Origin of the sequence: Vibrio sp. 1159 (assembly GCF_033340395.1) — a bacterium.
Lineage (GTDB): Bacteria > Pseudomonadota > Gammaproteobacteria > Enterobacterales > Vibrionaceae > Vibrio > Vibrio alginolyticus.
Window position 1 is genome coordinate 94,744 of sequence record NZ_JAWOWL010000014.1, and the last position, 26,826, is coordinate 121,569.

18 protein-coding genes are annotated in these 26,826 nt (G+C 43.2%); 2 read left to right on the top strand and 16 right to left on the bottom strand.

What is annotated here, in order from left to right; all coding sequences use genetic code 11:
* Position 1 precedes the first annotated feature (1 nt).
* Positions 2–1,219: an HD-GYP domain-containing protein gene (locus R7127_RS13070; RefSeq protein WP_262585069.1), complete on the bottom strand. Its 1,218-nt coding sequence runs from the start codon at positions 1,217–1,219 to the stop codon at positions 2–4.
* Positions 1,220–1,706: 487 nt separating this feature from the next.
* Between R7127_RS13070 and R7127_RS13075 the strand changes: the two genes are divergently transcribed.
* Entirely contained in the window at positions 1,707–3,410 is a 1,704-nt protein-coding gene (locus R7127_RS13075; RefSeq protein ID WP_138939414.1) for a putative bifunctional diguanylate cyclase/phosphodiesterase, read from the top strand.
* A 107-nt stretch (positions 3,411–3,517) separates the two neighbouring features.
* Here R7127_RS13075 and R7127_RS13080 read toward each other — a convergent pair whose 3' ends face one another.
* The 5 genes from R7127_RS13080 to R7127_RS13100 form a co-directional block, all read right to left on the bottom strand.
* A complete protein-coding gene (locus R7127_RS13080; RefSeq protein ID WP_005377744.1) occupies positions 3,518–3,991 on the bottom strand; it encodes a response regulator in 474 nt (157 codons plus the stop codon).
* Positions 3,978–5,315 carry a sensor histidine kinase gene (locus R7127_RS13085; protein ID WP_262585066.1) on the bottom strand — a complete coding sequence of 446 codons (1,338 nt, stop codon included), beginning with the start codon at positions 5,313–5,315 and terminating at the stop codon, positions 3,978–3,980. Before R7127_RS13085 ends, R7127_RS13080 begins: the two co-directional genes overlap by 14 nt.
* Before the next feature lie 3 nt (positions 5,316–5,318).
* Positions 5,319–6,737, bottom strand: a complete 1,419-nt coding sequence (locus R7127_RS13090) for an SLC13 family permease (protein ID WP_033905231.1) — start codon at positions 6,735–6,737, stop codon at positions 5,319–5,321.
* Between the two features lie 248 nt (positions 6,738–6,985).
* The gene (locus R7127_RS13095; protein WP_033905230.1) at positions 6,986–7,450 is read right to left on the bottom strand and encodes a GNAT family N-acetyltransferase; all 465 of its coding nucleotides are present in this window, start codon (positions 7,448–7,450) and stop codon (positions 6,986–6,988) included.
* A gap of 35 nt (positions 7,451–7,485) precedes the next feature.
* Positions 7,486–7,848, bottom strand: a complete 363-nt coding sequence (locus R7127_RS13100; RefSeq protein ID WP_050550049.1) for a hypothetical protein — start codon at positions 7,846–7,848, stop codon at positions 7,486–7,488.
* A gap of 469 nt (positions 7,849–8,317) precedes the next feature.
* Here R7127_RS13100 and R7127_RS13105 point away from each other — a divergent pair, with 469 nt between their 5' ends.
* On the top strand, positions 8,318–8,875 hold the full coding sequence (locus R7127_RS13105) for a DUF3750 domain-containing protein (protein WP_033905229.1): 558 nt from the start codon (positions 8,318–8,320) through the stop codon (positions 8,873–8,875).
* A gap of 51 nt (positions 8,876–8,926) precedes the next feature.
* Here the strand turns inward: R7127_RS13105 and R7127_RS13110 are convergent, their stop codons facing one another.
* From R7127_RS13110 to R7127_RS13155, 10 genes are all read right to left on the bottom strand, one after another.
* Entirely contained in the window at positions 8,927–10,504 is a 1,578-nt protein-coding gene (locus R7127_RS13110; protein ID WP_005389121.1) for a sensor domain-containing diguanylate cyclase, read from the bottom strand.
* 184 nt (positions 10,505–10,688) lie between these two features.
* Complete coding sequence (locus tag R7127_RS13115) at positions 10,689–11,159, bottom strand: heme-degrading domain-containing protein (RefSeq protein WP_033905228.1); 471 nt, start codon at positions 11,157–11,159, stop codon at positions 10,689–10,691.
* A complete protein-coding gene (locus tag R7127_RS13120) occupies positions 11,156–12,196 on the bottom strand; it encodes an oxidoreductase (protein WP_262585063.1) in 1,041 nt (346 codons plus the stop codon). The genes R7127_RS13115 and R7127_RS13120 overlap by 4 nt, the downstream gene beginning before the upstream one ends.
* A gap of 11 nt (positions 12,197–12,207) precedes the next feature.
* The gene (locus R7127_RS13125) at positions 12,208–12,981 is read right to left on the bottom strand and encodes a DeoR/GlpR family DNA-binding transcription regulator (protein ID WP_033905226.1); all 774 of its coding nucleotides are present in this window, start codon (positions 12,979–12,981) and stop codon (positions 12,208–12,210) included.
* A 177-nt stretch (positions 12,982–13,158) separates the two neighbouring features.
* Positions 13,159–14,001, bottom strand: a complete 843-nt coding sequence (locus R7127_RS13130; protein WP_033905225.1) for a hypothetical protein — start codon at positions 13,999–14,001, stop codon at positions 13,159–13,161.
* On the bottom strand, positions 13,991–14,611 hold the full coding sequence (locus tag R7127_RS13135) for an OmpA family protein (protein ID WP_033905224.1): 621 nt from the start codon (positions 14,609–14,611) through the stop codon (positions 13,991–13,993). The genes R7127_RS13130 and R7127_RS13135 overlap by 11 nt, the downstream gene beginning before the upstream one ends.
* Positions 14,604–15,917 carry a TolC family outer membrane protein gene (locus R7127_RS13140; protein WP_033905223.1) on the bottom strand — a complete coding sequence of 438 codons (1,314 nt, stop codon included), beginning with the start codon at positions 15,915–15,917 and terminating at the stop codon, positions 14,604–14,606. The genes R7127_RS13135 and R7127_RS13140 overlap by 8 nt, the downstream gene beginning before the upstream one ends.
* A 15-nt stretch (positions 15,918–15,932) precedes the next feature.
* Positions 15,933–17,246, bottom strand: a complete 1,314-nt coding sequence (locus R7127_RS13145; RefSeq protein WP_021033865.1) for an HlyD family type I secretion periplasmic adaptor subunit — start codon at positions 17,244–17,246, stop codon at positions 15,933–15,935.
* Positions 17,243–19,414 carry a type I secretion system permease/ATPase gene (locus R7127_RS13150; RefSeq protein WP_050550048.1) on the bottom strand — a complete coding sequence of 724 codons (2,172 nt, stop codon included), beginning with the start codon at positions 19,412–19,414 and terminating at the stop codon, positions 17,243–17,245. The genes R7127_RS13145 and R7127_RS13150 overlap by 4 nt, the downstream gene beginning before the upstream one ends.
* Complete coding sequence (locus R7127_RS13155; protein WP_262585058.1) at positions 19,411–26,793, bottom strand: Ig-like domain-containing protein; 7,383 nt, start codon at positions 26,791–26,793, stop codon at positions 19,411–19,413. Before R7127_RS13155 ends, R7127_RS13150 begins: the two co-directional genes overlap by 4 nt.
* Positions 26,794–26,826 lie beyond the last annotated feature (33 nt).

Consider the following 26,826-nt stretch of genomic DNA (forward strand, 5'->3'; position numbering starts at 1 on the left):
CTTAATCATAAAAAGGCCTAGGATCGATCTCTAACGATGAAGGCGCGATCGCTCTTTCAATTTTGTACGCACTCGTTTTTAAATCCACCATCGTGACATCAATGTATCGTTTATACTTGCGGGAGTAGAAACATTTCACTTCTGGCTTTAATGCTTGAGATTCATTTGAAGACCAAACAATACCAACACGCCCATCGTTCAACTCGACAATGGAGCCGACGGGGTACATCCCAATGCAATTAATGAATTTGTAAACTAAGTCGGCGTCTAAATGAAATGGCGTTAGACTCAACAAGATTTTAAACGCTTCCGCAGAACTCATGCCTTTTTTGTAACAGCGATCAGCCGTTAGCGCATCGTAGATATCTACAATACAGCTCATACGGCCGTGAATTGGAATCTCCTCCCCCTTCAAGCCTCTAGGATAACCATTGCCATCTAACTTCTCGTGGTGCATCAAACAAACATCACGGCTTACGTCACTAAGTCCTTTTACGTGAAGGATTATCTCACCTGCGAACACTTGATGTAGCTTCATATGTTCAAATTCTTCAGGCGTTAGCTTCGCTGGCTTGTGCAAGATCTTATCATCGACTTTAATTTTACCTACATCATGAATAATGCCACCTACAGCAAGCTGTTTTAGCGTTGGCTTATCCAAGCCCAAGTACTTACCGAATGACACTAAAAGACAAGCGACATTGACGGAGTGTTCCAATAAGTAAGAGTCTTTTTTTCGGAGTGCAGAGACACACTGCAACGCATCTGAGTCAATCAAAACACTTTCAATGACATCGTCAGCCCAAGCTTCTACTTCATCAACTTCAATGATTTTTCCTTCAAAAGTTTGATTCAATAGTTTCTGCGCCAAATCTTTTGCTTCAGCGATCAGCTTTTTGGCTCGCTTGTGTTGGATGTCTCTCGAACGATAAGCTCGTTGACCCCTCTTAAAATCGGAGTGTTTCTGCTCTCTCGTCTCTTTAGTGGCATCAGTTGATTCATCTACAGGCTTGAAGACACACTGCTGCGAAGATAATGTTTGATCTACCCAAACATACTTTACGCCACTTGTAGCAAGCTTCTTAATGCCTTCAGGGCTAGATATCCGCCCTGCATTGGCTAAATTGACGCGCTTGTTGTGCTCTATCGCGGTAACAAACATACCAACGCCGATATCAGCGAGCGCAATTTTGATTGAATTTTTCGGATCGTACTGCATATAAAGAAGGCTTACTCGATATTAACGTCCGCATTATAAGAGATTTGATTACTTGGCGTGATAATAAATTTGAATTGATTACAATTAATGAGCATCCTGTCAATTAATAATCGGTCGCGCTCATTAAGTCCTTTTTGTTATTATGGTTTTATCCAAGATAGCATATATACAAATGACGTTAAAAAACCGCACATTGATACCGACACAACTGAAAATAACTTTAGGATAATTATTCATAAATATTTATAGATTGCGGACGGCATCAATAACTGTATTTTATAAATGATTTTTACTGTTGACTATTTTTTATAAATGTCGATGATTAGCCGCCTAATCTTAGTATGTTATTAACCTAGTAGCGCATAAAATGATAGCCAAACAATTTGAACTGACACTTTTGTGATTGTAATGTACGCCAGCAGATCAACTCTATGTTATCAACCCCAACACTCATCTCTGATGCTAAAAGGCTCGAGGAGGAAATATCTTGACCACCCTATTTGACCAACAAGTCTCAGATAGTGACCGAGAGTTCCTAAAAATCGTCGAAGAACGATTCATTCATATCTTCGATGTATTTAACGAAGGCCTCTTTTACATGGATGAGTTTGGCACCATGGTATTTTATAACAAGGGCTTTTATGAGCAGCTTGGTATCAACGCTGGTCGAATCAGCTTAGAGCAATGGTTAGACCTTGTTCACCCTCTCGATCGAGAAAGACTCTCCACTCGGGTCGATGCTCACATCATTACCAACAACACGAGGGTCACAACGACCTACCGCGTGCGTAAACCCAATGGACAGTACGTCTGGATTGAAGGCGTAGCCATGACCAAAGAAACAGAACATGGTCATTATATGGTTGGTAGCCACCGTGATATTTCTGAACGCAAGCTGATGGAAAGCTACATTCATCAAGTCGCATTTCATGACAATGCGTCAGGTATGGCTAATCGCGCCCATCTCTTGCTGGATATTGAAGATAGTGTTCGAGCCACCGATTCTTGTGCATCTATCTGTTACATTCAGATAGAAGAGATTAAATCTTACTTAAATCAATATGGCAGCGAGTTGGTCGATGGGTTAGTGGAAAAATTGCTACAAACTCTCAGTCACCTACCTTCTCCAAATAGTTCTGTATATCGCGTACATGATGATGACTTTGCGATTTTGATTCACGATGAATGCTCGGTAGAAACGCTGCAAAGTTATGCCGAAAGTTTAAAGGAAACCTACCACGAGGCAGTGATTGAAGAGGGCCAATACTTAGGAAGTAACATTAGTATTGGTTTGTATCCTTGCATAGATCCAAGTCACTCAGCAGAGGAAATATTACGTAAAGCAGCACGAACTTGTCAGTACGCAAGCGAGCAGAATAAAGACCGTGTTGCGGTTTACAGTGAGAAAACTCAGCATGCCGTAGACCGTTATTTCTTTATTGAACAAGGTCTAAAAAGTGCACTAGAAAAACAGACATTAAGCGTTAAGTTTCAGCCAATTATTGACGCCAAAAGCTCAAAAGTGGTGAGCTTCGAATCTCTGGTTCGCTGGCGTAGCAAAGAGTTTGGCGAAATTTACCCAGACGAATTCATCCCCGTCGCAGAGAACAAAGGTTTGATTGTCGAGCTCGGATATCAAGTCTTTGCCAAAGCGTGTGAATTTATCAAAAACTACCGTGAGCGTTACCAAAACCAAGTTCGCGTCAACGTGAATGTTTCTGTACTTCAGTTAATGAACAGTGAATTCCCTGCGCGAATTAAAGCCATGGCGGATGAGGTTGGTGTCGATCCTGAGTCTATTGTGTTGGAACTAACAGAAACGTTTATTTTGGATAATAATCAGACAGCCATTGCCCCTCTGAATACCCTCAGGGAACTAGGATTTGCACTCTCTCTGGATGACTTTGGATCTGGTTACAGTTCATTAAATAGCTTCTTCGACCTCCCGATGACACAAATCAAAATTGATAGGTCGATGGCGTGGAAAACACTAACCAACCGCTCTTCACAAGAATATCTGAAGTTTCTTATCACTATGTGCCAGGAAAATAATATTGAAGTAGTGATTGAGGGAATTGAAGACGCCAAAATGTGTGAATTTTTTACCGAAATGGGCGTCGATTATCTGCAAGGTTATTGGTTCTCTAAGCCACTTTCTGTTGCCAGTGCAAGCCGCTATTCGTTGAGTTAAGCATACTAGAGCAATATTCCGCACGGCCACGTTAAACATGCTGAACTATTCACTATAGATTTCAGACACTAACTGGCCGTGACGAAAACAAGCTTAATGTCCCCCGATTAACGTAGACGTTCAAACACCACACTCTGATCTAAATGTTCGTGATACTGAGTGTAATCTAAGCCCACATCAAAGATATATTGGGTCACCAGGTTTCTAACGCACTCTATTAATTGGCTTGCTTGCCATGGTTTTTCAAAGTAGCGGTCAATGCCTGCGGAGTTGATCGCATTAATCGTATCGGTGTGCGTCGCTTGCCCGGTAAGAAGCACTTTCCTCGTAAAGCCAAAACGACCGTCCTTTGATACATCGGTCAGCAGCTCTACTCCCGTTTTACCTGGCATCACATGATCGGAAATAATCAATGCGATCATCTCGCCTTCTGCATCAAATTCATCCATCAGTTCTAGAGCCTCACCTGCTGATTCGCAGTCTTCGACATTCAACCACTGATTTAACGGCTCTAAATCTTGTAGAACCGCGCTTAGTACCTCTCGTTGGTCATCAACGCAAATTACATTAAGCTTCTCCATGTTCACCCTCTACTGGTAACTTGATTCTAAAAATCGTTTTTTCACTGTCGCTCTTTACTACAATAGAACCGTTATATCCGGCGATAATGCGCTTCACAATCGACAGACCTAACCCTAAACCAAACGACAATCCCCCCTTTTTAGTGGGGAAGTTTGGCCGGAAAATTTTTCTACGTGTCGCTTCATCAATTTCTGGTCCGTTGTTAGCAATCGTGACCAAAATTTTACCCTTACTCTCCCGAGTATGTATTTCGATACCGGGTTTCTCCGTTTCACCAAGTGCATCGCACGCATTCTTTAATATATTTACCCAAACTTGGACGAGTTCGGTTTGAGAACCAATAAAAGCAGGTAAATCCGCAGGGCTAAAACGAACACTCACTCGTCTTAAGTCACTTTGCAATAGAGCCAAGGCGCGATTGATTGAATCATTGATGTTAATCGCTTCATCCAAGTCGATATCCGTGCGCCCCAATTGTTTTACGGATCGTACAATGCCAACGGTATGTTTAGAGGCAATGCGTAAGTCATGGAGATCTCGTCCCATTTGCCAGAAACGTATCGCTTCTTCTGGTCTTTTTAGCCAATGTTCCGAAAGGAAATTATTTGGAACGGCACGTGCAAGATCACGAGCAACCTCCTTGGTTAAACCGTAGTATTTTTCGAAGTGGCGCCCCCGCTTTCTCGCTTCGCTAGAAGAGACTTTCTGCCCTTGCATTAAACCAAAATCAAAAAATTGACTCGCTTCCGGATGAACTTCTTCAAGCAGTTCCATGATAACTGTCTCTAGCCGTTCTGATTTACTGCTTACAACGCCTATCGCATTGTTCAACTCATGAGCGATACCCGCTGCAAGCTGCCCCAACGTTGTCATTTGCTCTGCGGTATGAAGCTTTTGTAGTGCTTTTTCTTTAGCCAATGCCTCTTGCATTGCGCGCCGTTGACGACGAGATAATTCGTTAACCATCACAGGCATAAATTGTGTCGTCAATGGTCCGTATGTCGCCTCTTCCACGGCGGGCGTATCGCGCTGTATCCAAGCCAATTCAACATCGGTTTGAGCAATCACTGTCGAAGAGGCAGTCCACGTACCAGAAAAGAAACTGTGTACGCCAATAAACGCACCTTGAGACGCAGAAAATACCTGAATCGGTTTCTTGTCATCTTCCGCGTAATAGCCCGCCAGTTCTCCCGACAGCACATAGTACAAGCGATCGTTGTAGCCAGCTTGCTCAATAAGCACCGACCCGGATAAAACCGTTAATCGGCGTTCAAGGTGATTAAAGTAGCGTTGTACTAACGCGTCTAACTTCGTTTCGTACATGGGTTATCCAATATGCCCAACAGTATGTAAAATCCACACCATCACAAAGCTGAGTAATACGCCAATCACGCCTAGCACGGCACCGATACGAGCCATTTGGCCGCTCTCGACATGCCCTGTTGCATGAGCTAACGCGTTTGGTGGCGTACTGATTGGTAACGACATACCGAGTGAAGCAGCAAATGTCACGACCAAGATCAGAGTAACTTCACCGCCGAGAGGCGTTAGCGAAGCCATAGAAGTACCCAGCGCAGCCATAATCGGCATCAGCAAGTTTGCGGTGGCTGTATGCGACATAAAGTTTGCCATTAACAAGCACAAGAAAGCCGCACCAAACAAGACAACATATGGCGAGAACTGATCAAACGGAATGCTGTGTACCACCAGCTTCGCAAGCCCGGTTTTATCTAGAGCAAGGCCCAGAGCAATACCGCCTGACACCAACCAAAGCACATCCCAAGAGATTTTCTTCAAGTCTTCTTTGTTGATGATGCCCGTCAATGAGAACACTGCCACCGGAATTAATGCTACTGTGTAAGAATTCATTCCATGTGCAGAACCCATCAACCAAAGAATAATCGTGCCGGCAAAGGTGACGTAAACCATTATTGCTTTGGGTGTTTTCAAAAACTTGCTTTTAATGTTCAGATCGATGGTGGTTTGTTCGGCTTTATACAAAAAGCCAATCAGAAACCAAGCTAACGCCATCATCACAATAACGAATGGCACACCAAATACCATCCATTCACCAAACGTAATTAAGTTGTCACCAACCAAATATTTTAGGGCGATGGCATTCGGTGGCGTGCCGATTGGAGTACCAATGCCACCAATGTTGGCTGCAACAGGAATACACAAGGCGAATGCAATTCGACCTGGGTCTTTAGGCCCGAAAACCGCTATCACAGGGGTTAAAATGGACAACATCATCGCTGTTGTTGCGGTGTTTGACATAAACATGGAAAAAACAGCGGTGATCAGCATCAACCCCAGCATAACGAACTTTGGTTTTTGTCCAAATGGTTTGAGTAACACTCGGGCTAAGTTGACATCTAACCTGTACTTTGTCGCCGCCATAGCCAAAAAGAAACCGCCGAGGAAGAGCATGATAATCGGACTAGCGAAGGTCGCCATTATCTCGTTGTATTGTAATGGCTCACCAAAATGTGGCTGCCCTTCTTGCAAACGAAAGAGCACAATACCTTTATTTGATACAAGCAATAGCTCTAGGACAATGATCACAACCGAAGTGGCGTAGATTGGAATTGGCTCGAATACCCAGCAAAGTGCGGCAAGCAAGAAGATTGCAATCACTCTTTGCTGGACGATAGTAATGCCATCAAATGGGAACGCAGAGAGAGGCATCAACCAAACAAGCAATGGTATCAATGTTGGAACAACGTATTTGAGATAAGGGCGCATAGTACTACTTCTCTTCCTGAGATGGTTAGCCAGACACATTTGGCGTTTGGAACGCTATTACCCGCCGCAAAACCAAAACTTTCAGACTGTTTTTAAGCCTTCAGAGACGAAATGCGGTAATGGCGTTCCAGAGAAGATTATGTACACTGTTTTCAAACAAAACGTTGGTGCGAGATCAATGAACTCGTTTTCACATTGGAAAACATTTTATATCTGTGTTCAAGCTCACTAAATGCTCACTATTTAAGTTAAATATACTTTTCCATCATAAAGTTAGTTAAGGTTTCTCCCCTAACCTCAACACGTTGTCGAGACTTAACTGTGAAACCCATTTTCTCGTAAAAAGGTCGGGCGGTAATACTCACTTCAGAATACAGTCGTTTTATCCCCTGTACTTTCGCCTGTGAAAAAAGAAAAGACATCAAATCACGACCAACACCTTGTCCTTGGTATTTATGATGGCAAAAGAAATGATCAATCAAGCCGTCACCTTGCAAATCACAATAGCCAACGACCTGCCCTTCTATCTCCGCGACGTATGGTTGAATATCGTCCATTTTTCGTTGCCACACATCGAGGTCAAAATCTGATGGTGCCCAAGCGGAAACTTGTGATTCCGTATAATCGCGACGATTAATGATTCGCACAGTATGGTAAAAGAGTGCCCACAGTGTTGGGGCATCCTCGGTGCGATAGCAGCGTATTGAGAGCATCAATTTCCTCATTCTTATTCAATAAATACTAAGCATTAACGCAAAGTGATACTAGTGAACTCATCATTTTCAATGCCAATCACTAAAGGCTTCCCAATCTGATCACTGTTCATAAGTACGGTTGTATTCAACTCTCGGCTTGATCTGCGTATTTTGCTTTTTCTTATGATATGAACATTCACAATATAGTCGGAATACTCCTTTATGATTCCGCCGGAAAATTCTACGTGCTCACTTTCATTGTCTCGGACAACATGAAATTTTCGATTGGCTTGAATATCAGTACTGATGGAGGAGTCACCATAGTTCAGCACAACGGACGTTGGTTCGCTATCTTGATGGGCAAAACAGCCAAATGCGAACATGCTTAATGCGAGTATACTTTTTGATTTAAACATTAATTATTCTATTTCTAGTTATTTTTCTGCTATTTGCATGACCAAACAGCACTTGTTCTGTGAGCGCCTATTGTGCCATAGCTGAACGCTGACTCTAAACGCGCAAAAAGATGAGCGATGAAAATTCCGTCCAAAACAAGCAAATGTGAGGGTCACAAACTCACTCAATCAGTCAAAATCCACTGTAAACCTATGTTTTTTAATGCTTTTAATTAATGTACCCGTGTAAGGAATACATACAACCTCTTACTTTTTCATACGCAACTAGACGAATGAATCGAGAAATACGGCATCGTCTATGCCACATGTTACAAATCGGCTTACCTTATTATTACGTATGAACTGGAATTATGGCACTAACTTCCCTCTCTCTTTTAATAAGGAGAGGATTTCAACAATCAGACTTGCCACGTTTTTATAGCTAAAATCAATAGAGCGTTACCAGCATCGGTTGGTCTAGGAGCAATAAATGAAAGACCCTCTCAACTTTACTCACCATGTAAAAATTTGGCTCATGTCAATCGCGGTTATGCTGGGTGGATGCACTCAAGGAGATTGGCGTACCGCTAGCAGAGAACCTGCGGGTATCGCACCCGATCCTTCCAATGTTAAGCATGCTGTGATTGAGTTTTACGCCGCAGACGCGTTTGGTTGGCGAGGCTGGTTTGCCGTTCATACATGGTTTGCAATAAAGCCTGAAAATGCGAACGAATATACAGTGTATGAAGTAGTCGGCTGGAGAGTGAATCGCGGACAACCCGCTCTATATCAGTACCAAACTGGGACGCCAGATCGATATTGGTATGGTGCAAAACCAGAAAAGATCCTCTCCATACAAGGTGAAAAGGCCCGCCAGCTTATCCCTAAAATACAAAGTGTTATTAACCAATACCCTTGGGCTGAAGAATATACGCTGTTTCCAGGGCCAAATAGCAATACATTTCCGGCTTGGGTGGGTAAACAAATTCCAGAATTAGAGCTGAACTTGCCGTTTCGCGCAATTGGTAGCGGTTACGCCAGCGATTAACAGCAAAGATTAGTCACTGGCTCGTTTTATGTTCAGCATAAAGCGCAATATCTATTGTGCGTCGTCACCCAACTCCGTTCTATTTCTTCCATTATGTTTCGCTTTATACAGTGCATTATCGGCGTCTTTCATTACCGCTTCAATTGGTGTGTCATTGCCTTTCCAGTGAGAAACGCCCAACGAAACCGTGACCTTACCAACCACCTGAAAGTCATGTTGTTCCACGTTGTGTCTAATACGCTCTGCAACATCCATAGCGTGGTTTACGTCTGTTTTTTCCAAAAACATCATAAACTCTTCACCGCCAGAACGACACAGGTGATCATTAGAGCGAGCTTGGTCTTTCATTAACTGCGCAAACTCTCTAAGTAAGTTGTCACCCACGTCATGGCCATAGTTATCGTTTACGCTCTTAAAGTGGTCAATATCTAGCGCCAAAACAGAGAACGCGGTATTTTCCTGCTTAAACAAACCAAGAACTTTATCTAATCCACGTCGATTCAATAATCCAGTCATCGAATCTGTTAATGTATCCAGTTGCAGCTTATCAATGGTTTTTGACACGATACCAAATGCTTTAAGAAAACTAAGCTTCAAATGTGAGACCTCAAAATACCAAGACTTAACCAGTTTGAGATCATCGATAGATGATGAATGTTCTTCGACACCTCGCACAGCACCCGCTAACTGCCAAAGTGGTCTAGAAATAAGAAGGGACAAGAACCAAATTAGCAACAAAGTTAATAAACCAATTGGAATCGACTTAAGGAAAACATTCCACATCTGTTCATCTAGCACAGATAACGTCATCGATTTCGGGCGCTGAGCAACAATTCCCCATCCTGATGACTTTACTGGCGCATAACCAGCAAGCATTTCGACGCCGCGAGAGTTAACAATTTCTTTGTTGCCGCTCTGCCCCATCGTCACCGCTTTGATTGCTTCATTATCGTCGATTACTTCACCAACCCTCGATTGATCTGGGTGATAAATCAGAGTGTTACTCTCATCGACAACGTAAAGGAAAGAACCATCTTTGTATGCGTGCTGGCTGAGTAACTCTGCGAGAATATTTTCTTTTTCTAGATAAATAGTGCCGCCGATATAACCTAAATATTCATTAGATTGAGAAAATATAGGGTATGAGATGGTTAACAAGTAATTTCCAGCGGGCGATATAAATGGTTCAGTAACAACTGGTGCTTGAGCGTTTAAAGATTGGCGTTTTCTTTCACCCACTAACCTTACACCTTTCACCTGAAGTGTTTCAGGTGATACGGAAATAATAACCCCTTTTGCATTAACGACAACCACAGAGTTAAATGATTTGGTTTGCGTTCTTAATCTCTCAGCCTCTTTATCAAGAAGCTGAGCGTCATGCATCTTGTCTTTTAGCACGTTCGCACTGTATTTTAGCTGCGACATTGAGCTTTCTATGAAAGAGTCTGTCATTTCAGACATTTTTTGGGCGTAAACACGGTTTGATTCTAACGTGTTATTGATGATGAGATCCCTTTGAACACGATAAATCGAGTAGAATGCGTTGATCAAAGTGACAAGCACACTGAACACACATAGGGTGACAATAAGATTTCTAAGATTGAGTTTTTCTTTTCTTCTAAAAGACATTGCCAATGGCCAACTTTGAAGGCTTTCTATATGAATGAGCGTATAGGTTATATGAAATTGATTTGATTTTCAGGTAGTAAGTTGGGATCAATGTTAATATTTGCTCACATTAAAGAACACTTTATGAGCTAAAAAGAGAATTCAGTAGCACGATAAAGAACCGTGCTACTTTCATATTTGGCGTTTAAGAGGGTTTTGTCTCTGTCATCGTTTTTAATATATCCACAACTAGCTGATGATCATCTAACTGCGGTAAACCCGATACCGTCACAACCCCAACCAAACCAGACCCAGAAAGCCGAATTGGGAACGCGCCACCATGAGCACAGTACTCACGAGCATCGAGATGAGGCTGATTTTCGAAATCACGTTGCTTTTGCTTGTTGTACAGAGAAAGATAGTAAGAGCTGTGGCCATACCTTAATACTGAGTTTCGCTTCCTACGGACCCAATCTAAATGATCAGCGCAGGTTCCTGCCATCGCGTATTGAAATAGCGTTTGTCCAAAGCCGTAAACCTCAATAGCAACAGCCGCGCCGCGAGCTTCAGCCTCTTCTTTTAGAGCGAGGCCGATAGACCACGCAATATGGTGATTAAATTCCGCCAACTGAAGTTCATGCTCTTGCAGGGCCACGAGTTCAAGCGTCAAACTCATGGTTTCACCTGAATCGTTTTACCCGTTTTACTGCTTTCCAATGCCATCTCAATCAGAGCGATATTCTGTACTGCTTGAGCGGCAGGAACCGGGTTATCAGTGCCCAAACGAATGGCGTCTGCCACACCAACAAAGTAAGCTTGGTACTCGCCTCTCTCCGTTTTGATAGTTTGCGCACCGTCTTCGTCGTAACGGACGCCGTATAACACCTCATCTTCTTCCGACCAAGCATCGTTTTCCGGCAAACGGCCTTCTTTTAAGTAGCCCTCTTGAGGATCTAATCCGAACTTTTCATATTTAGCTTCCGTACCCAATACTTTGTAGCGGAGATTCGGCTCTGGGCTATACAAGTTTGAATGCAAGTGCACAATATGCTCAGGGTAATGAAGTATCAAGTTGTAATAATCAATCGTCGTCGCGCCCGGACGCATCATTCGACATTGTGCGTCTATCGCATCTGGCAAGCCAAACAACACCAATGCTTGATCGAGAAGATGAGGAGCAAGGTCGAATAGAATACCACCACCATCTTGAGCTAGCTCTCGCCAGCGTTGACGAACTTCAGGGCGGTAACGGTCAAAGTGTGACTCGAACAGCTTTATATCACCTAACTTACCTTGTTCGATAAGAGATTTAACCGTGAGAAAGTCTCCATCCCAACGTCTATTGTGAAAAACGCTCAGCACCAGACCTTTCTCTTCCGCCAAGGCGATAAGTTCATTACCATCTTCTATCCGAGTAACAAACGGTTTTTCGATGATGACGTGTTTCCCATTGTTCAACGCACGCTTTGCAAGTTCGTAATGTACGTCATTTGGCGCAGTAATGATTACGAGCTCTGCATCACTATCATCGAGTAAAGTATTCGCATCAGAAAACCACTTAGCATCTGGCCAATCATTTTGAACCGCCTCCTGTTGACGCGAGCTTATCGCGCTCAGCGTTAAATTTGGTAGCGCTTTAATGAAGGGTAAATGAAACGTTTTTGCTGAATATCCGTAACCAATCACAGCGGTTTTTACGGGATCGTAAGCCATTCTAAGATTCCTTATTTCGGTGACACAACAATACATTCAATATCATTGTGATCGAGGAGTTGTTGAAAATCTGATTGAGGAGGATGATCGGTAATAATGATGTCGATCTTTGACAAATCACATACGTGGTGGAAATTGTCGCTACCAATTTTTCGGGATTCACAAACGACGATGACCTGCTGAGCTTGAGCAATCATCGCTTGTTTCATTGTTGCTTCTAACAAACTATTTGTTGTCAGCCCCCGGGATGACAATGCACACACGCCAATGAACGCTTTGTTCACGTGATAATGCTGCATTTGCTGCTCTGCTTGCGCCCCTAAAACTGCTCTGGCATAAGGGTCAAAGTGTCCGCCTAAGAAATAAACGTCCATTGTGTCGTTTGTCTCAGCAGCGGTCAGCACATCAATGCTGTTAGTAACGACGTTGAGCTTGTTTTCTCCACAATGTGCTTTTCCTGCATAGAGTGGGAGCAGAGATAAAATGGTGCTGGTATCAATAACAAGATGGTCGCGCTCATCCAACAACGCTGCGGCAGCTTGAGCCAGTCGATGTTTAACGTCACTCACGGGTCGACTCGCGTATGCCTCGGTATGGGAAGAGATCGGCGCAAGCATGACACCACCTCGTATTCTTTGTAACCCAGGTTGCTGACTCAACTTAACTAAGTCTCGGCGAGCTGAATCTCGCGAGATACCAAAGTACTCACAAACTTCAGACAACGTTACTTTGTTTTGCTGCTCCAGCTTCGCTCTGAGTGCTACGAGTCTTTCTTCTTGTGTCATAACTTAAATTCACTTAAGTGATTTTAAGTGAATTTGCCACAATAATAGAAAAATTACCAACAAAACCACTTACAACCAACTCAATTGACCAAAGGTTAACCAAAGATAAATGAGCAGCAAGGCAAAACTTCCTAGGACGGTACGTTCACTCAGCCCACATAGTTAGGCGTATGAAGTTTATTTATACCCGTTTAAAACAACTGGCTCATCTAGCCCTAACTTCACTCTATTTCTTTTAATAAGCGCTTTTGGTAGTGGAATAAACCCAGCATTTCGTACCTGTTGTGTATTGTGGTCGGTTGTAAGGAGTTCAAATAGCTTTGATTTTTTGATCTTCTGATTAGTGTCGAATTGTTTATTTATATAAACGTAATAGACCACGGAAAATGGATAGCGAAGAGAATAGATGCAATCTGTGCTCAAAGAGCATGAGTCATCGTTATGATGAACAGAGAGAGCCTTGTAGCTCGACCACTGTTCTGAGTATTTAAAATCGGAGTATCGCATATAAGCTTTGGCTGACAAGTCGTCGCTTAAAGCCCGTTTCAATCGGTCTTCATCAAGCATTTGAATCGATGATTGACAACCATTAGAGCTCACACCTGGGTTACTTAAACGCATCTCCCCGAAAGCATACGTATTTGCATCACAGCGTTTCAATTCACTAACGGAAACACTATCTACCGTACTCTTTTGACTATTGATTACGACAATAGCGTTTGCCATTAAAAACAAACGTGTAGGCCTGTGGCCTCTTTCTCGTTGAAATCGGGAGATGTTTTCATCTGACCATTTCTTAGATGTGATCGCAATAGAGGTTCCGTCATTTAGCATGTCGTTAAAACCACCAGACTGAGATGCAAGCGCTACATTTACACTTGGCTCATCTATCAATGTTTCTATCGTTTCTAGTATCTCTGGCTCGACAAAAATCGATGTTCGAGCCTCAGAGTCAGAAAATGCCAGCGGTGAAATCAAACATGAAGCTAGAGCAAAGAAAGGCAATACTTTAATTTTCATAATTCAACTCCAACTTCGAATTAGGTGTCAACTCGCTGTCCGAACTAAATATAGTCCACGCTTGTTCAGTACTTTCAGCTTTCGTGTTTACAACAGCAATTGTGCGCCTTTCCCGTTTTTTTAGTTGTACCGTCAATGCCGTATTCTGATAAAACTCTTGCTCTTCAATTCGATTATCTTGAATGCCGTTTCTCACTAGCAATTTTCGTATAGCTGCCGTTCTTTTCTTTGCCAACGCTTTGTTGTATTCGAGTGACGCTTCAGGGCTTGTGTCTCCTATCAGTATGACTTGCGCATTTGGGTTACTCTGAAGCAGTGCTTTCAATTCGCTTAGCGGCATATCATGAAATGGCGTTACCTGATGCTCATCCATCGCAAAGAAAAAACTGATCAGGTGTGTCTGCGAGTCGTTGACCCAATTCGCACAGCCTTCACTGTCAACAACGACACCTTTTGGCGTATCTGCGCAGTTATCTCGTTGGTTTATCACGCCATCACTATCATTGTCTTTAAGGTCGTTGTACTGGTAAGTGGTCAACGTCGTATTCGGTGATTCAGCACAGCCTGCTAACATAAAAACTAGAAGACTCGTCACTGCGAATTTATCCATTATTGTTCTCCTTCCAGTTCTCTGGATACTCAACTCGCAACGCATAAGTCAGAATCCCCATCGAGTTGAATAAACGGTAAGTGGCAACCAAATGATCGTACTTTGTTCGGGTATAGTTCCGTCTCGCAACAAACGTTTCAACTTTGGCATCTAATACATCTAACAAACTGCGTCGCCCTACATTGAACTGCTGGATGTACCCTAATTCAGTTACTTTCGCCGCATCAACGTTGACTTTTAAATACTCCATTTGCTGTTGAAGCAATGTATGTGCGTCCCATGCTAGCCTTACACCTTCATTCGCATCTAGTTCTGCATTTGCTCGAATAGCCCTCGCCTCCTCTACTCTCCAGGCGGATGACTCCACTCGGGAGTCTGTAGAAAAGCCGTTAAAAAGATCGTAGTTGACCGTCAGCATAACCTTTGCATCTTCGTTAATGCCTTCAATATTATCCACGTTGTCTGTTTTGTTGGCTGACAGCTCAAGCTTGAGCTCTGGGTAGTAATCCCCCTTTTCTCTTTTTACTTCATGTCGAGCCGCCTCTAAATCTTTCATCGCTGACTGTATGGATGGGTGCAACCTAACCGCTTGTTTGAGTGCTTCGTCAAGCTTATTCGGAAGCAACTCCTGCGGGTAAACAGGTTCAACTAAGTTTTGCGGCGCTCGACCAACCAAACGTACAAATCTTGTTCTAGCATCGGAAAGATTGTTTTGGGCGGCAATCAATGAGGACTGTGTTGTCGCGACACGCGAAGAAACCTGCGCTAAGTCGGAGTTGCTGGTTAAACCTTTTTCTTTTTTATCTAGAATGAAACGGTAGATCTCTTGGTGTTCATTTAGGTTTCTTTCTGTCAGTTTCATCAACTCTCGGGCATGTAAAACATCCACATACGCTCTGACAGTATCTAATGCAACATTTTCCGCAGATGCCAATAAGTCCAAGCGTTCAGCTTCAGCCTCGTAAGATAGGCGATCAACATCAGCACTTGTTTTAAATCCATCAAATAACAGTTGGGAGATTCTTACGCCCATCTCCGTTCTTTCTAATGTTCTATCTTCACTGTCGATGTAGTTTCCGTTGTTATATCGAGTACCTTCGTACCCTGCTGCTGCATACAAATTAACCTGAGGAAGAAATGAACCATTTATGGCATTTCGGTCTCGTACCATCGACTCATAGCGAGAATAGCGAGCAAGCAAACTGGGGGAGCTATCGAGAGATAACGTAACTGACTCTTCTAAAGTCAAAGCGTTTGGCGACGATGATACTGCAAACAAGACCAATAACGTTGATTTAAGCCGCATCTTATATCCTTATGTCTATCTTTCTCTGAGCGAATTCTCTTTCGCACGTAATATAGGTTTTAACCAATAATTCAGTACTGTTTTTTCTCCTGTAAGAATGTCTACCACAACCTGCATTCCCGGGATGATCGTAAACTTATCATCAACCTTGAAAGTAACGTTGGCACGGTAGTAGGCATTGCCCTCTTCATTTTGAAGTGCATCGGCGCTTACGTAGGTCACTTCTCCTTCTAGGCCTCCGTAAATGACAAAGTCATAGGCAGACAACTTTACCGTTGCCGGCAGGCCAGGCCTTATGAAGGCGATATTCTGAGGAGAAATTCTCGCTTCAACGATTAACGTGCTATTACGAGGGACTATTTCTAAAATAGGCTCACCCGGCTTAACCACACCTCCGATGGTTCTGACAAAAACATCTTTGATGGTTCCATCGACCGGAGAAAGTAACTGCGTTCGATTCAACTGATCCGCAATCGCCTGACGACTTTCATTGAGCTGCGCTAGTTGCGTCACAACTTCATTGAGCTGCCCTTGTGCCTCTGCCCTAAAAGCAAGCGCAGTACCACGATAATCTGCGATGGATTCAGAATACACAGCCCTTTGCTTTTGGGCAGCAGCTTGTGAACTCGCGATGTCTCCTTTGAGCTTTATAACGTCTCTATTCAGTTTTAATAATTCCACTTCAGCCACCGCGCCACTAGAAACCACCTCTCTCAACATATCTCGCTCTTTCGAGACAATAACCAGACTGCTTTTTAGTGTTTGAATGGTATTCAAGGTATCTAGATAAGCTTGCGATTGTTGCTCAATTCGCAATTTAGCCTCCTCCAGCTCAGACTCCAGTTGGCTCAACCGCTCAAGATAGTTTGCTTTGGCATTCAGATAGGCAGAGTGGCCGGTCATCGAAATATCAAATGGCTGAGGCTCGATACTCACTTGTTGTTTCCAATCCAGTTGGAGGCTATTCACTTTTACCGTTTCTAATTCAATTTGAAGCCTCTGCTTTCTGGCGAGCAAAGATTCAACTTGTTCAGAGGTCTCCGAATAGGTCGACTTAAACCTTGTATCATCCAGAATAGCGATGGTTTGCCCCTTAGTGACGCTTTCACCAGGCATGACAAGTAACTCCTTTAGAATGCCTCCCTCTAAGCTCTGAATCGTCTGAACAGACAAAGTAGGAACAACCTTTCCTTCGCCGACAACCACTTCGTCTAACCTCGCCCACGAGGCCCAAATAATCACACTTAGCACTAACGCGGCAGACAACCAAATCAACGTTCTCGAACGGTTTGCTAAATGAGCATTACTCCAACGAACTGTGCTCATCATTGACCTCCTTCGCGTACAATTGATACTGCGCGTACTCTGTTCGTTTTCGCGTTAGACTGTTGTTTAGCAAAAATTTCTTGGGGCGCTCCTTCCCTCAAAATTGTGCCTTTATCAAGCACAACAATTCGATCACAAAGCGATAATAAGGAATGTTTATGAGAGCTAATAATCATCGTCGTCGAGTGCGGCAACGATTTAAGAGCATTAAACAACGCATTCTCAGCTGGCTGGTCTAAGGAACTGGTTGGCTCGTCTAAAATTAATGCTGCAGGGTTTCGATAAAACGCTCTTGAAATCGCTACAGCTTGCCTTTGCCCCCCCGACAAATAACGCCCTCCTTCTCCGACTTGCGTTTCTAGACCATGAGGAAGGCGGCTCATGTACTGGTTCAAACCCGATAATTCTATCGCACGGCGTAAACGTTCTTGATCAATAACATGATGTCCTAATACTATGTTTTCCATAATGCTGCCGTATATAAGATGCGAATCTTGGCCAACCCAACCCGTTTTCTCTCTTATCAATTCGGCGGGCCAAAGCTGACTGTCAATGTCATCAAAATAAACGCTACCCTGTAAGGCACTGAGTTGATTGGTAATAATAGAAAGGAGTGTAGACTTTCCTGCTCCTGCACTACCAATAACGCCAACGCGTTCGCCTTGCTTGATAGTAAGATTAATATCTCTCAAACATGGCATATCAACATCTGGGTATTGGAAGCTCACGTTTTCTAAACGTATATTCCCTGTAAATTCGGCAGACGTAATGACCTGACTGCGTTGCACCTCCTGAGGTAAAGACATGATAGAATTTAAGCCTTCAACCGCTGTTTTTGTCTGTTGATAGCGAAGTAACAGCATAGCTAACTGGTTAATCGCCCCTGCAGCACGACCGCTAAGCATGACAATAGCAATGAGCCCCCCCATGCTGAGCAATCCCTCAGAAATTCTGTACACGCCTGTTACAAGTAACATTACGGTAATTATCTGCTGGCTAGATTGAATGGAGTAAGCAACGATATTCGAATAGTTTCGCGATTGATTTTGCCAATCAGAAAGCATGGATACCGTCTGCTCCCAACGCTTTTGTGCTTCTCCCGTAGCGTTATTTTGCTTAATCTCTTTTAAAGAGGACAATGAATCAAACAAGTGAGCTTGTCGCTTCATGGATAGTGCAGCACTTTCCGTATGTGATTGTTCTATTTTTGCTTTTACCGCAAAGCCAAGGATCAGCAGGATAAACATGACGGCAATAGGTATGAACATCATTGCCCCACCTAGCCAACCTATTAAGACTAAAAATAACAACGTAAATGGGAGATCAACTAAGGTCACAAGAGATGCAGAAGTAAAAAAATCGCGAACACTATCAAAATCTTGTAGTTGTCGAGCGAATGCACCGACTGATGCAGGACGGTGTTCAAGTTTCATCCCCATAACTTTAGAAAAAAGTATCGAAGAAAGCTTGTTATCGATGTACTTACCCGCGGTATCAGTGACAACTCCCCTTGCTTTACGCAATAGCCAATCAAAAATAATGATGACGGAGACACCAGCGACCAAAACCCATAATGTACTGAAAGCTTGATTAGGCACTACACGATCGTAAACGTTCATAGTGAAAAGCGGAATAACTAGCGCTAGCGTATTGATAAGGAAAGAGGCAATCAAAAGATCTCGATACCACGGAGACATTTCTTTCACTACGGCGAAAAGCCAATGTTCATTATAATCCGCTTGAATAGAACTTATCCGTTTGTCCAACTCTGGACGCATAGAAACTTGCCATGCTTGAGGCTGGAATTGATTATGCAGCTCCTCGCTCGTGACGTATTGCGTTTCACCTTGATCTTCACTAAATAACGTGACTTGATAATCGCTGTTATGTCGCTCAGATATAATAGCGGGTTGTAACGTCTTCCTATTGATTCCCACCAATGGAAAGCTCAACATTGCGGTGGATTTTAAATCGATTAATGTGAGTTCAAGATCGGCTCGCTCAGCGGCTCTGATGAATAAGTCACTATCCAATCTACCCTCAACAAGAGGTAATCCAGAAAGCACCTTTTTTGTATGGTGTCTAACCTCAAAATAACGCATCAACCAAGTTAACGATTGCCCCCAAGGATCGTTAGTCAGCTCACTTGATGAGGATGAGTGATGCTTCATGACATACCACCTACTAGCAAGTTGTTGTCATCAATCATCTTCTGTAAGACATTTTCTTCGGCTACGCCAGTCGAGTCACCTTTGTAAAGCTGATCGAGAGTGACGCCCTGCATAAGAATCTGTTGTTTTGTCCCCGTCTCTTCTGGTTTTATGTGAAGCGTTACGCCATCATCATTCTCTGTTAAATCGAGCTTATTATCGACTTCTGTTATCGAGGTAGCGGTGATTATCGAGGCGATGTCAATTGTGTCATTATCATCACCAATAACGGATATTTGGAAATCGTTGATCACATCGTACGAGGGCTTTAACTCGTTACCGAGCCCTGAACTGTCAAACTGGAATACATCGCTGCCACTTCCTCCAATAAGCAAATCATTAGCATCTGTCGCAAGTAATGTTTGGCCCCCTTCTTCCACTAAGGTAACATTGACTGTCTGAGCAGCACCTTCTGCGACTGTAGCACCCAGTGTTGCAATCGGTTTTATCGACAACGTAAAATCACTTGCACCGCTAAACCCGCCAACGATGGAAAGATCAGCGACATCCTCTTGATCAACAGTATAAATGCCGTTCAATCTTTCACCATGACTCAACTCTAGATCTGTTGGTAATCCGCGAATCTCCACACTTCCAAACTCTTCGGGTGCAGGATTGACTAAATTCATGCTCAACCCCAAAGGAATACTCCCAGACGCTTCAGACACAATAGACTGATAATCGGCCGTTAGTGTTGGCTCATCAGCTTCAGGGGTAACAACAATGGTTAGATCGGTAGTTTGCACATCTCCAAAATCGGTTTCGAGTGTCTCTGACACTATCGCTTGATCAAACGTTCTAACATTGAGAGCAACATCCATCGTTCCAAATGCATCCTTCGGAATGAACTCCAAACCTGACACTTCATTTGCTCGCACTAATACCGTCGCCACGGCATTGCCCGCGTCATCGAAGGTAAAGGATGAGAATTGAGTTCCAATACGAATCCTACCTAAGCCTTCCAATGCAGAGGGTTCAGAGCTTGCTTTGATCAACATCGACACTTCTATATATTCGTTGCTATTTGTTTCAAAACCGCTCGCTAAAAAGTCAATCGAAATGGAATCACCTTCATCTCCAGTGAACGTGTTAGAGGTTGTATTCAAAGATACATCATCGCCAATCGGTTTTACGCCGACGTTGAACTGAGAAGTGGTATAGTTATAGTCGTTTGATCCAGACTCTTGGGTAATAGCTTGCAGTGTTAATGAAATATCCCCACTAAAATCTAGTGGCGGTAGAAAGTAAACCTTATCAAGTTGTGCTTGAGTTAGCTGCCACTCCTTGCTCTCACCATCCGTTGAACCGTTATCAGGGAGTAATTCGAACGTCCCATTATTGTCCCAAACCAACACGGCTCCGTCTGGCACTCCTGTCATGACCAAAGACATCGACTCAGAACCATCTTGATCGATTAATGATGCAGATAAGTTTCCTAAATAAATATAATTATCTTCATTACCAACTACGTCTTCTGTTTCCAGAACCGCTTTATCAACCACTGGGGCAATGGTAACGGTAACTTCTGTTGATTTAGTTTGAGTATCTTTCGCACTGTCAGTACTTAAACAACTTCCCGTGACTTCATCAGTAATGTTTGCGTCAACGGAAATAACAAGCTCTCCACTGTAGTTTTCAGGTGGGATTAACTGAATTTCGTTTAGACGCGTAACATCTGTCACTACCCATGTTCCATCACCGTTGTCAATGAGTAGGCTCGGGTCCACGGCAGTAAACCGCGCATTCTCGTCAGACACCGATAAAGAAACCCAATTGACACTTTCAAGGCCAGTCGCTGCGTCACCTTCTCCAGTAATGGACTGCATTGGCCCTTCACTATCGCCCAATACAAGAGCAAGATTCAGGTTGGTTATAGTATCTTCTTGAACCGTAACTTGGCTTGTTGCTATCGCGATATCATCGACAACAGGAGAGATTTGTACCGTAATGGTCTGAGCGGTTGTTTTCGAGTCACCATCGCATGGGGCCGTTTCTGTCACTTCTAAATTGAAAGTAATGCAACCAGCAAAGTCCTCATCCACGCCAGTAAGCGTCAAGGAAGACAATCCAGCGCTAGAAATTGAATAACCCAACAGATTGCCCGTATTATCATAAGCAGGTATCACACCTTCGCCAGTAAGCTCGACTCCTTCAGGTAAAGAATCTGCGGCGACAAAGAAGGAAACTAAGTTATCATCACTACTCGCCACATCAGGGTTTAAAAACGCCCCAATTGAGACATCTTCACCTTCTTTACCTACAATATCCCCACTTTGAACGCTTCCCGGTTCACCAGGATCAGCACACTGGTCTCCATCTCCTTCATGGCCAGTAATTTGAATTTGGAACTGACCTGTGATGTATTGAGCATCCGTTCCATCTCGAACATACGCTAACACATTCACATCAAGTATCTCTGTGTTAGATGGGCTATAAATCGATGCGCCAGCAAGCAAATCTTGAGCGGTTTCCAACACGCTATCACTTGTGATTCCTTCCATTGGAATCAGCCAGTTCCCATCGGCATCTTGAGAAGCACCATTCGGATGAGTAACAATGAGGTCTTGACCCTGCGGTATCTGTAAAACGATGTAATCGAGATACTCTGAACCATCAATATCCGCTTCTGTAAATGTAATGCCTCCACTCACGTCAACAGCAGACCCATCCGTACTTGTGAATACTTCAGTCGCGCCTTCTAAACGTGTTTTGTCAATATCTTCATTACCAATATCCACTTTTCCAGAAACCACGACGCTCAAAGAGCCATTGATTGCCTTTACATCAGTCTCCATCGTCGGAGACGTGTCTGTCACTTCGTACTGAACTTCCAGGCTAAACGTCCCACTTAGGTCTTCATTAGCTTTTACAGTGATTCGTCCACTGTTTAACAACTCAGATAATGTTGCCGAGCTACCATCGAGTAGTTCATTGAGTTCTAACGGTAAATTACTTTCCTCTACTGCATTACCATCAAAGTAAAGTGTTAAGCCATCTGAAATGGATACAATGGTGTATCCTGTCAAGGACTCACTAGAATCTATATCTTGATTAACGACAGGCTCAAGATTTAGTGTGATGAAATTGTCCTCAATACCATTGCTTTGTAATTCTTGACCGTCAGTTTGATCAACAATAGGTAAGATTTCCATTTCCACTTTAAGAGGGGTTTCAGCAGAATCACCATCCGGCTCTGTTGAAACGACGATAACATCCATGCTCAGTGTTCCACTAAAATCTTGCTCTGTTTTGAGGTAAGTGTTTTCAAGAACAGCGTTCGAGACCTGATAAACTGGCCCCGTTATTGGGTCCACGTATGCAATTGGAAGAGCAATAGGGTCACCATTTACATCTGTCAGTTGTGTTCCCACAGGGATGTTCTGAAGCAAGATATTAATTTCTTCTGATAGATCGTCGTCTGATGTCTGGATGATAAAATCCAGTTGTATCAGGTTATCTTCGTCTAACGTAGAGAGATTACTAATTACTTTAGTCGCTTGATCATATTGCCAATTCCCCTGTCCACCATCTAGGACAATTGGTTCATCGACCACGCCTTTTAGCTTAATGTCAATGGTTGCAGATTGGCTCTCGGCGGTTTCATTAAGAGGTGCTAAGCCATCAATAGTCGACTCTGTTGAAATGGCGGTTACTTGAAGGGATAGAGATTCAGTAAATGAGCTGATATCCGATTTTGGTTGAAGTAACGCCTCCGAATTGGCTAGAGCATTGGAGGTCACTAGGTAGGTATTAATACCGATAAGCGTAATCCCAGCTCCGACAGGCAATGTCCAACCATCTTGAACTTCTATGCGATAAGACAGAGACTCCGAGCCATCTGTGTCAGTGAGCCGCCCTAAGATGTACTCTTTTAAGTCAATCGCTTGGTCTTCAAGCCCCTGAATGTTTTTAACGGTCAGCGCAGGCACATCGGCATCTGGAGATATATCGATAACAACTTGCTCAGTGATCTCCGCTGTTTTATCTTGCTCATCGGCAAACACACTACCCGACTCAGTCGTTACTGCCGTTACATCAAAAGTAAATCTTCCGGCTAAGTTTTCGTTAGATGTGATTTCAATTTGATCTAACTCGGATTGGCTATACGATTTCCCTTCCTCAATAGCACTTCCGTTAAGTGTTAATATAAGTCCATCTGGAATATTCGAAATTTGGTAGTGGAGCGTTTCAGAACCGTCTTGGTCAAACTTTTCAGCGACAATATTGAGCGAAAGTGATTCAGCGGAATCTTCAACACTTTGATAAGAAAAGTCCGAATCATTAGACCACTCTGGCAAATCTGCAACCGGTAAGACGTTAACATTTAACGTGTTATTGCCTTGTAATACAAAACCATCTGGTTCGACATCAGATACGATTAATGCAGACACTGCTAACGAAACTTTGATAGTGTTGCCCGACAGGTTTAGCGCTGGTTGATAAGTGAGATCACCATTTGGAACGGTGAATATACCCACCCCCATTAGCTCTGTACCAGAAAGACTAATAAATCCGTCATTATCATCATCTTCAAGGCGCACTCCGTCTAAAAACAGAGCCCCTCCTTGTAGAGATTCAACAGAGATCCTTATCGCTTCAACACGCTCATTATTCTCCGTATCCCCAGGAGAAACTCTAATCGGTAACGCGACTGGCGTGGGGTCTCCACTATTATTCGCGCCATTATCTTCTAACGTATCTACATTAACGGTTCGAATAAAACCCCTGGCATCATCAAGAATTAATTGAGCTTCACTGCTTGCTTGGTCACCGTCTGCATCCGTCACAGTTATCGTTAGATCATCAAGCAAACCACCTACAGGCGTATTAACAATAAGCTCGGTAGTTAGCGTAAATGTCCCATCTTGAGCAATAGTCAGCGTTCCATATTTTAAGTTACCATCACTACTATTGATTAAATCGATGGTCCAAGCATCATTGCTAAATACCGAACTCGCCGTATCGTATGTTTCACCTGCATAGGTCAAACTTGAAATCAACGTGCCATCTGAACTGATTAAGTCGGCATTATTGCTAAACCAGTTTCCCGAAAACTCATCCCCCTCGGTAAGTTCAATTTCTATTGGTGAGCTTGTGTCTTCAGGGATATCATCTACTACACTAACGGTATATGTCTCAGCTTCAGACTGGTCGCCATCCTTATCAACGGCATAAATTGAAAAACTGAGTTCTAATGTGTTCTCGTCCGCTGGAACACCGTCAGGTTCATCGTGTTCAAGTGCACGGTATAGATCAAACTCGACAGTCCCATCGGTATTAAATCTAATTCTAAAGACGTCTTGCTCGCTTTCATCTCTTGCATATAACCAACCATTCGAGTCCGGTGAATCAAGCGAAACCAGGCTACCACTACTTGTTTTATAGCCGAGCGCATTGAACATATCGATATTCACGCTCACACTGGCGATAGAGTCTGAACCTTGTAATAGCGTAATGGATGGTGACGAGCCCTCGATGCCAGAATCAAGCGAATCATCATTCAACCCGCTTTCATTGACTGTGATTCCCTCTGTAATTACTAGTTCCGGAAACAAGCCATCATAGACCAGTATGTTGGACTCCGTAGAGATCTCGCTTCCATCAGAATCTCTCGCCACGATGGGCATAGAGATCGACAATTGCGTCCCATCACCTAAAACATGGTCAAGCGAGTGATAAAGCTCTACAGTTACATTAACGGTAGACGTATCATTTGATGGCAAAGAGAAGTCACTAGGTAACGTGACCCTAAATACAACGTCTCCAGTGTCTGAAATTGCGTCAAAGCTTCCATCATTGTTATCGTACCAAGTGACAGCCTCTCCGTTATAAGTAACAGCATCACCAAGCGTAGTTTTGACAATATCTCCATCATTTATGTCAACACCCAGATACACAATCGGATCGAATGATGACGTAACTATCACATCCGTATTCGCTATGGCTGAAACCCCATCAGGAGCAATGTTTGTATCGACAGGTGTTTCGGTCAACTCGACATTGCCACTATTGATTAGCGCTTGTCCATTGTCGTTATCCATCACATTAATGTCTAAAACGACCGACGTGTTATCTTGGTCTGAGTCCATTGCAGTAACAACGAGAGGCACGTTTGGATCAGTATTTTCTTGTTGGTCGAGAGCCTGAAAAAGCTCAAAGGAGTAGGTAATGTCGCTATTTGCATCAATAGGTAATGAAGCATTGAGGGTAGCTTGAAAGATGGGAATCTGAGTTTGCCCATCTTCGTCAAGAATATAACCATCAAGTGTTTTGCCATCCGCAGAGACTTGATAAAGCACAACTTGTTCACCACTCGTCAACAAGGGTTGTTCAGAGACGATGAACGACAAAGATTCGAGGTAATCACTGCCAACCTCAACTTGAAAATTCCCTGAGCTCAACACACTTCCATTTGCGAGATCAGATTCTTTTACTTCTACCCCATTCAAATTATTTAAAGTTGGGTCTGCGCCATCCTTTAGAACATAGTCAATTTCATTCTCTACAAGCGGTGTGGCATCTAAATCTACGCCACCAATGGTCAACGGGAAAGTGACCGTATCACTGCTATTGAATTGATCGATAGGGTGCTCAAGAGTAAGCGAAATTGAAGCTAATACATCGTTACCCGACTCAACGCCACTCAATGTTAACGTAAATACAGTGACACCATTCGCAAATGCTGTAATTTGCTTTCCGCTGGAACTTAACGTGTAGCTAAGCTCATTATCAGAGACTGAGCTTGTAAGCCCTAATGCTTCTAACTTAGTAATAGATGACCCACCGAAATACAAACTACTCGGATCAGGGTTGTCAGATCCCGCGACAATATTGACAGTTCCTTCAAAGTTCAATATCGGGCCATCCAAAGGGACTTCTGTTACGTCTATAGTCGCATTGCCTACGTAACCTGCTTGTCCATCAGTAATGTCAATGGTCGCGTTAGCCAAGCCATAGTCTTGGGAGTCATCTGCAGCTAAATAGCTGAAAGAAACACTTTGCTCGACCGAATGATCTAGGTTTCGACCTGCATCAAACTGCCAAGAGCCATCAGAAAATACGGTTAATTCGCCTTTTTCTAAATTAAAACTTACGGATCCCCCCTCTAGAATTGACTTCTGCTCCCCGCCAGCCTCTACAAATTTCACATAAAGTGTTCCATCAAGATCAATATCATTTTCAAGTACATTGCCCGTAATTGTTTGATCTTCTACGACTGAGTATGTGTCATCTCTAATCACCGGATCAGAGTCATAAATAGTAATCGTTAACGGTGCCACAACCGTCTCTTGTGTACCGTCAGCATCACTTTGAATGCTTTCAACCAATACGTTAGTCACCAGCTCATCTTGACCTACACCATGATCAATCGC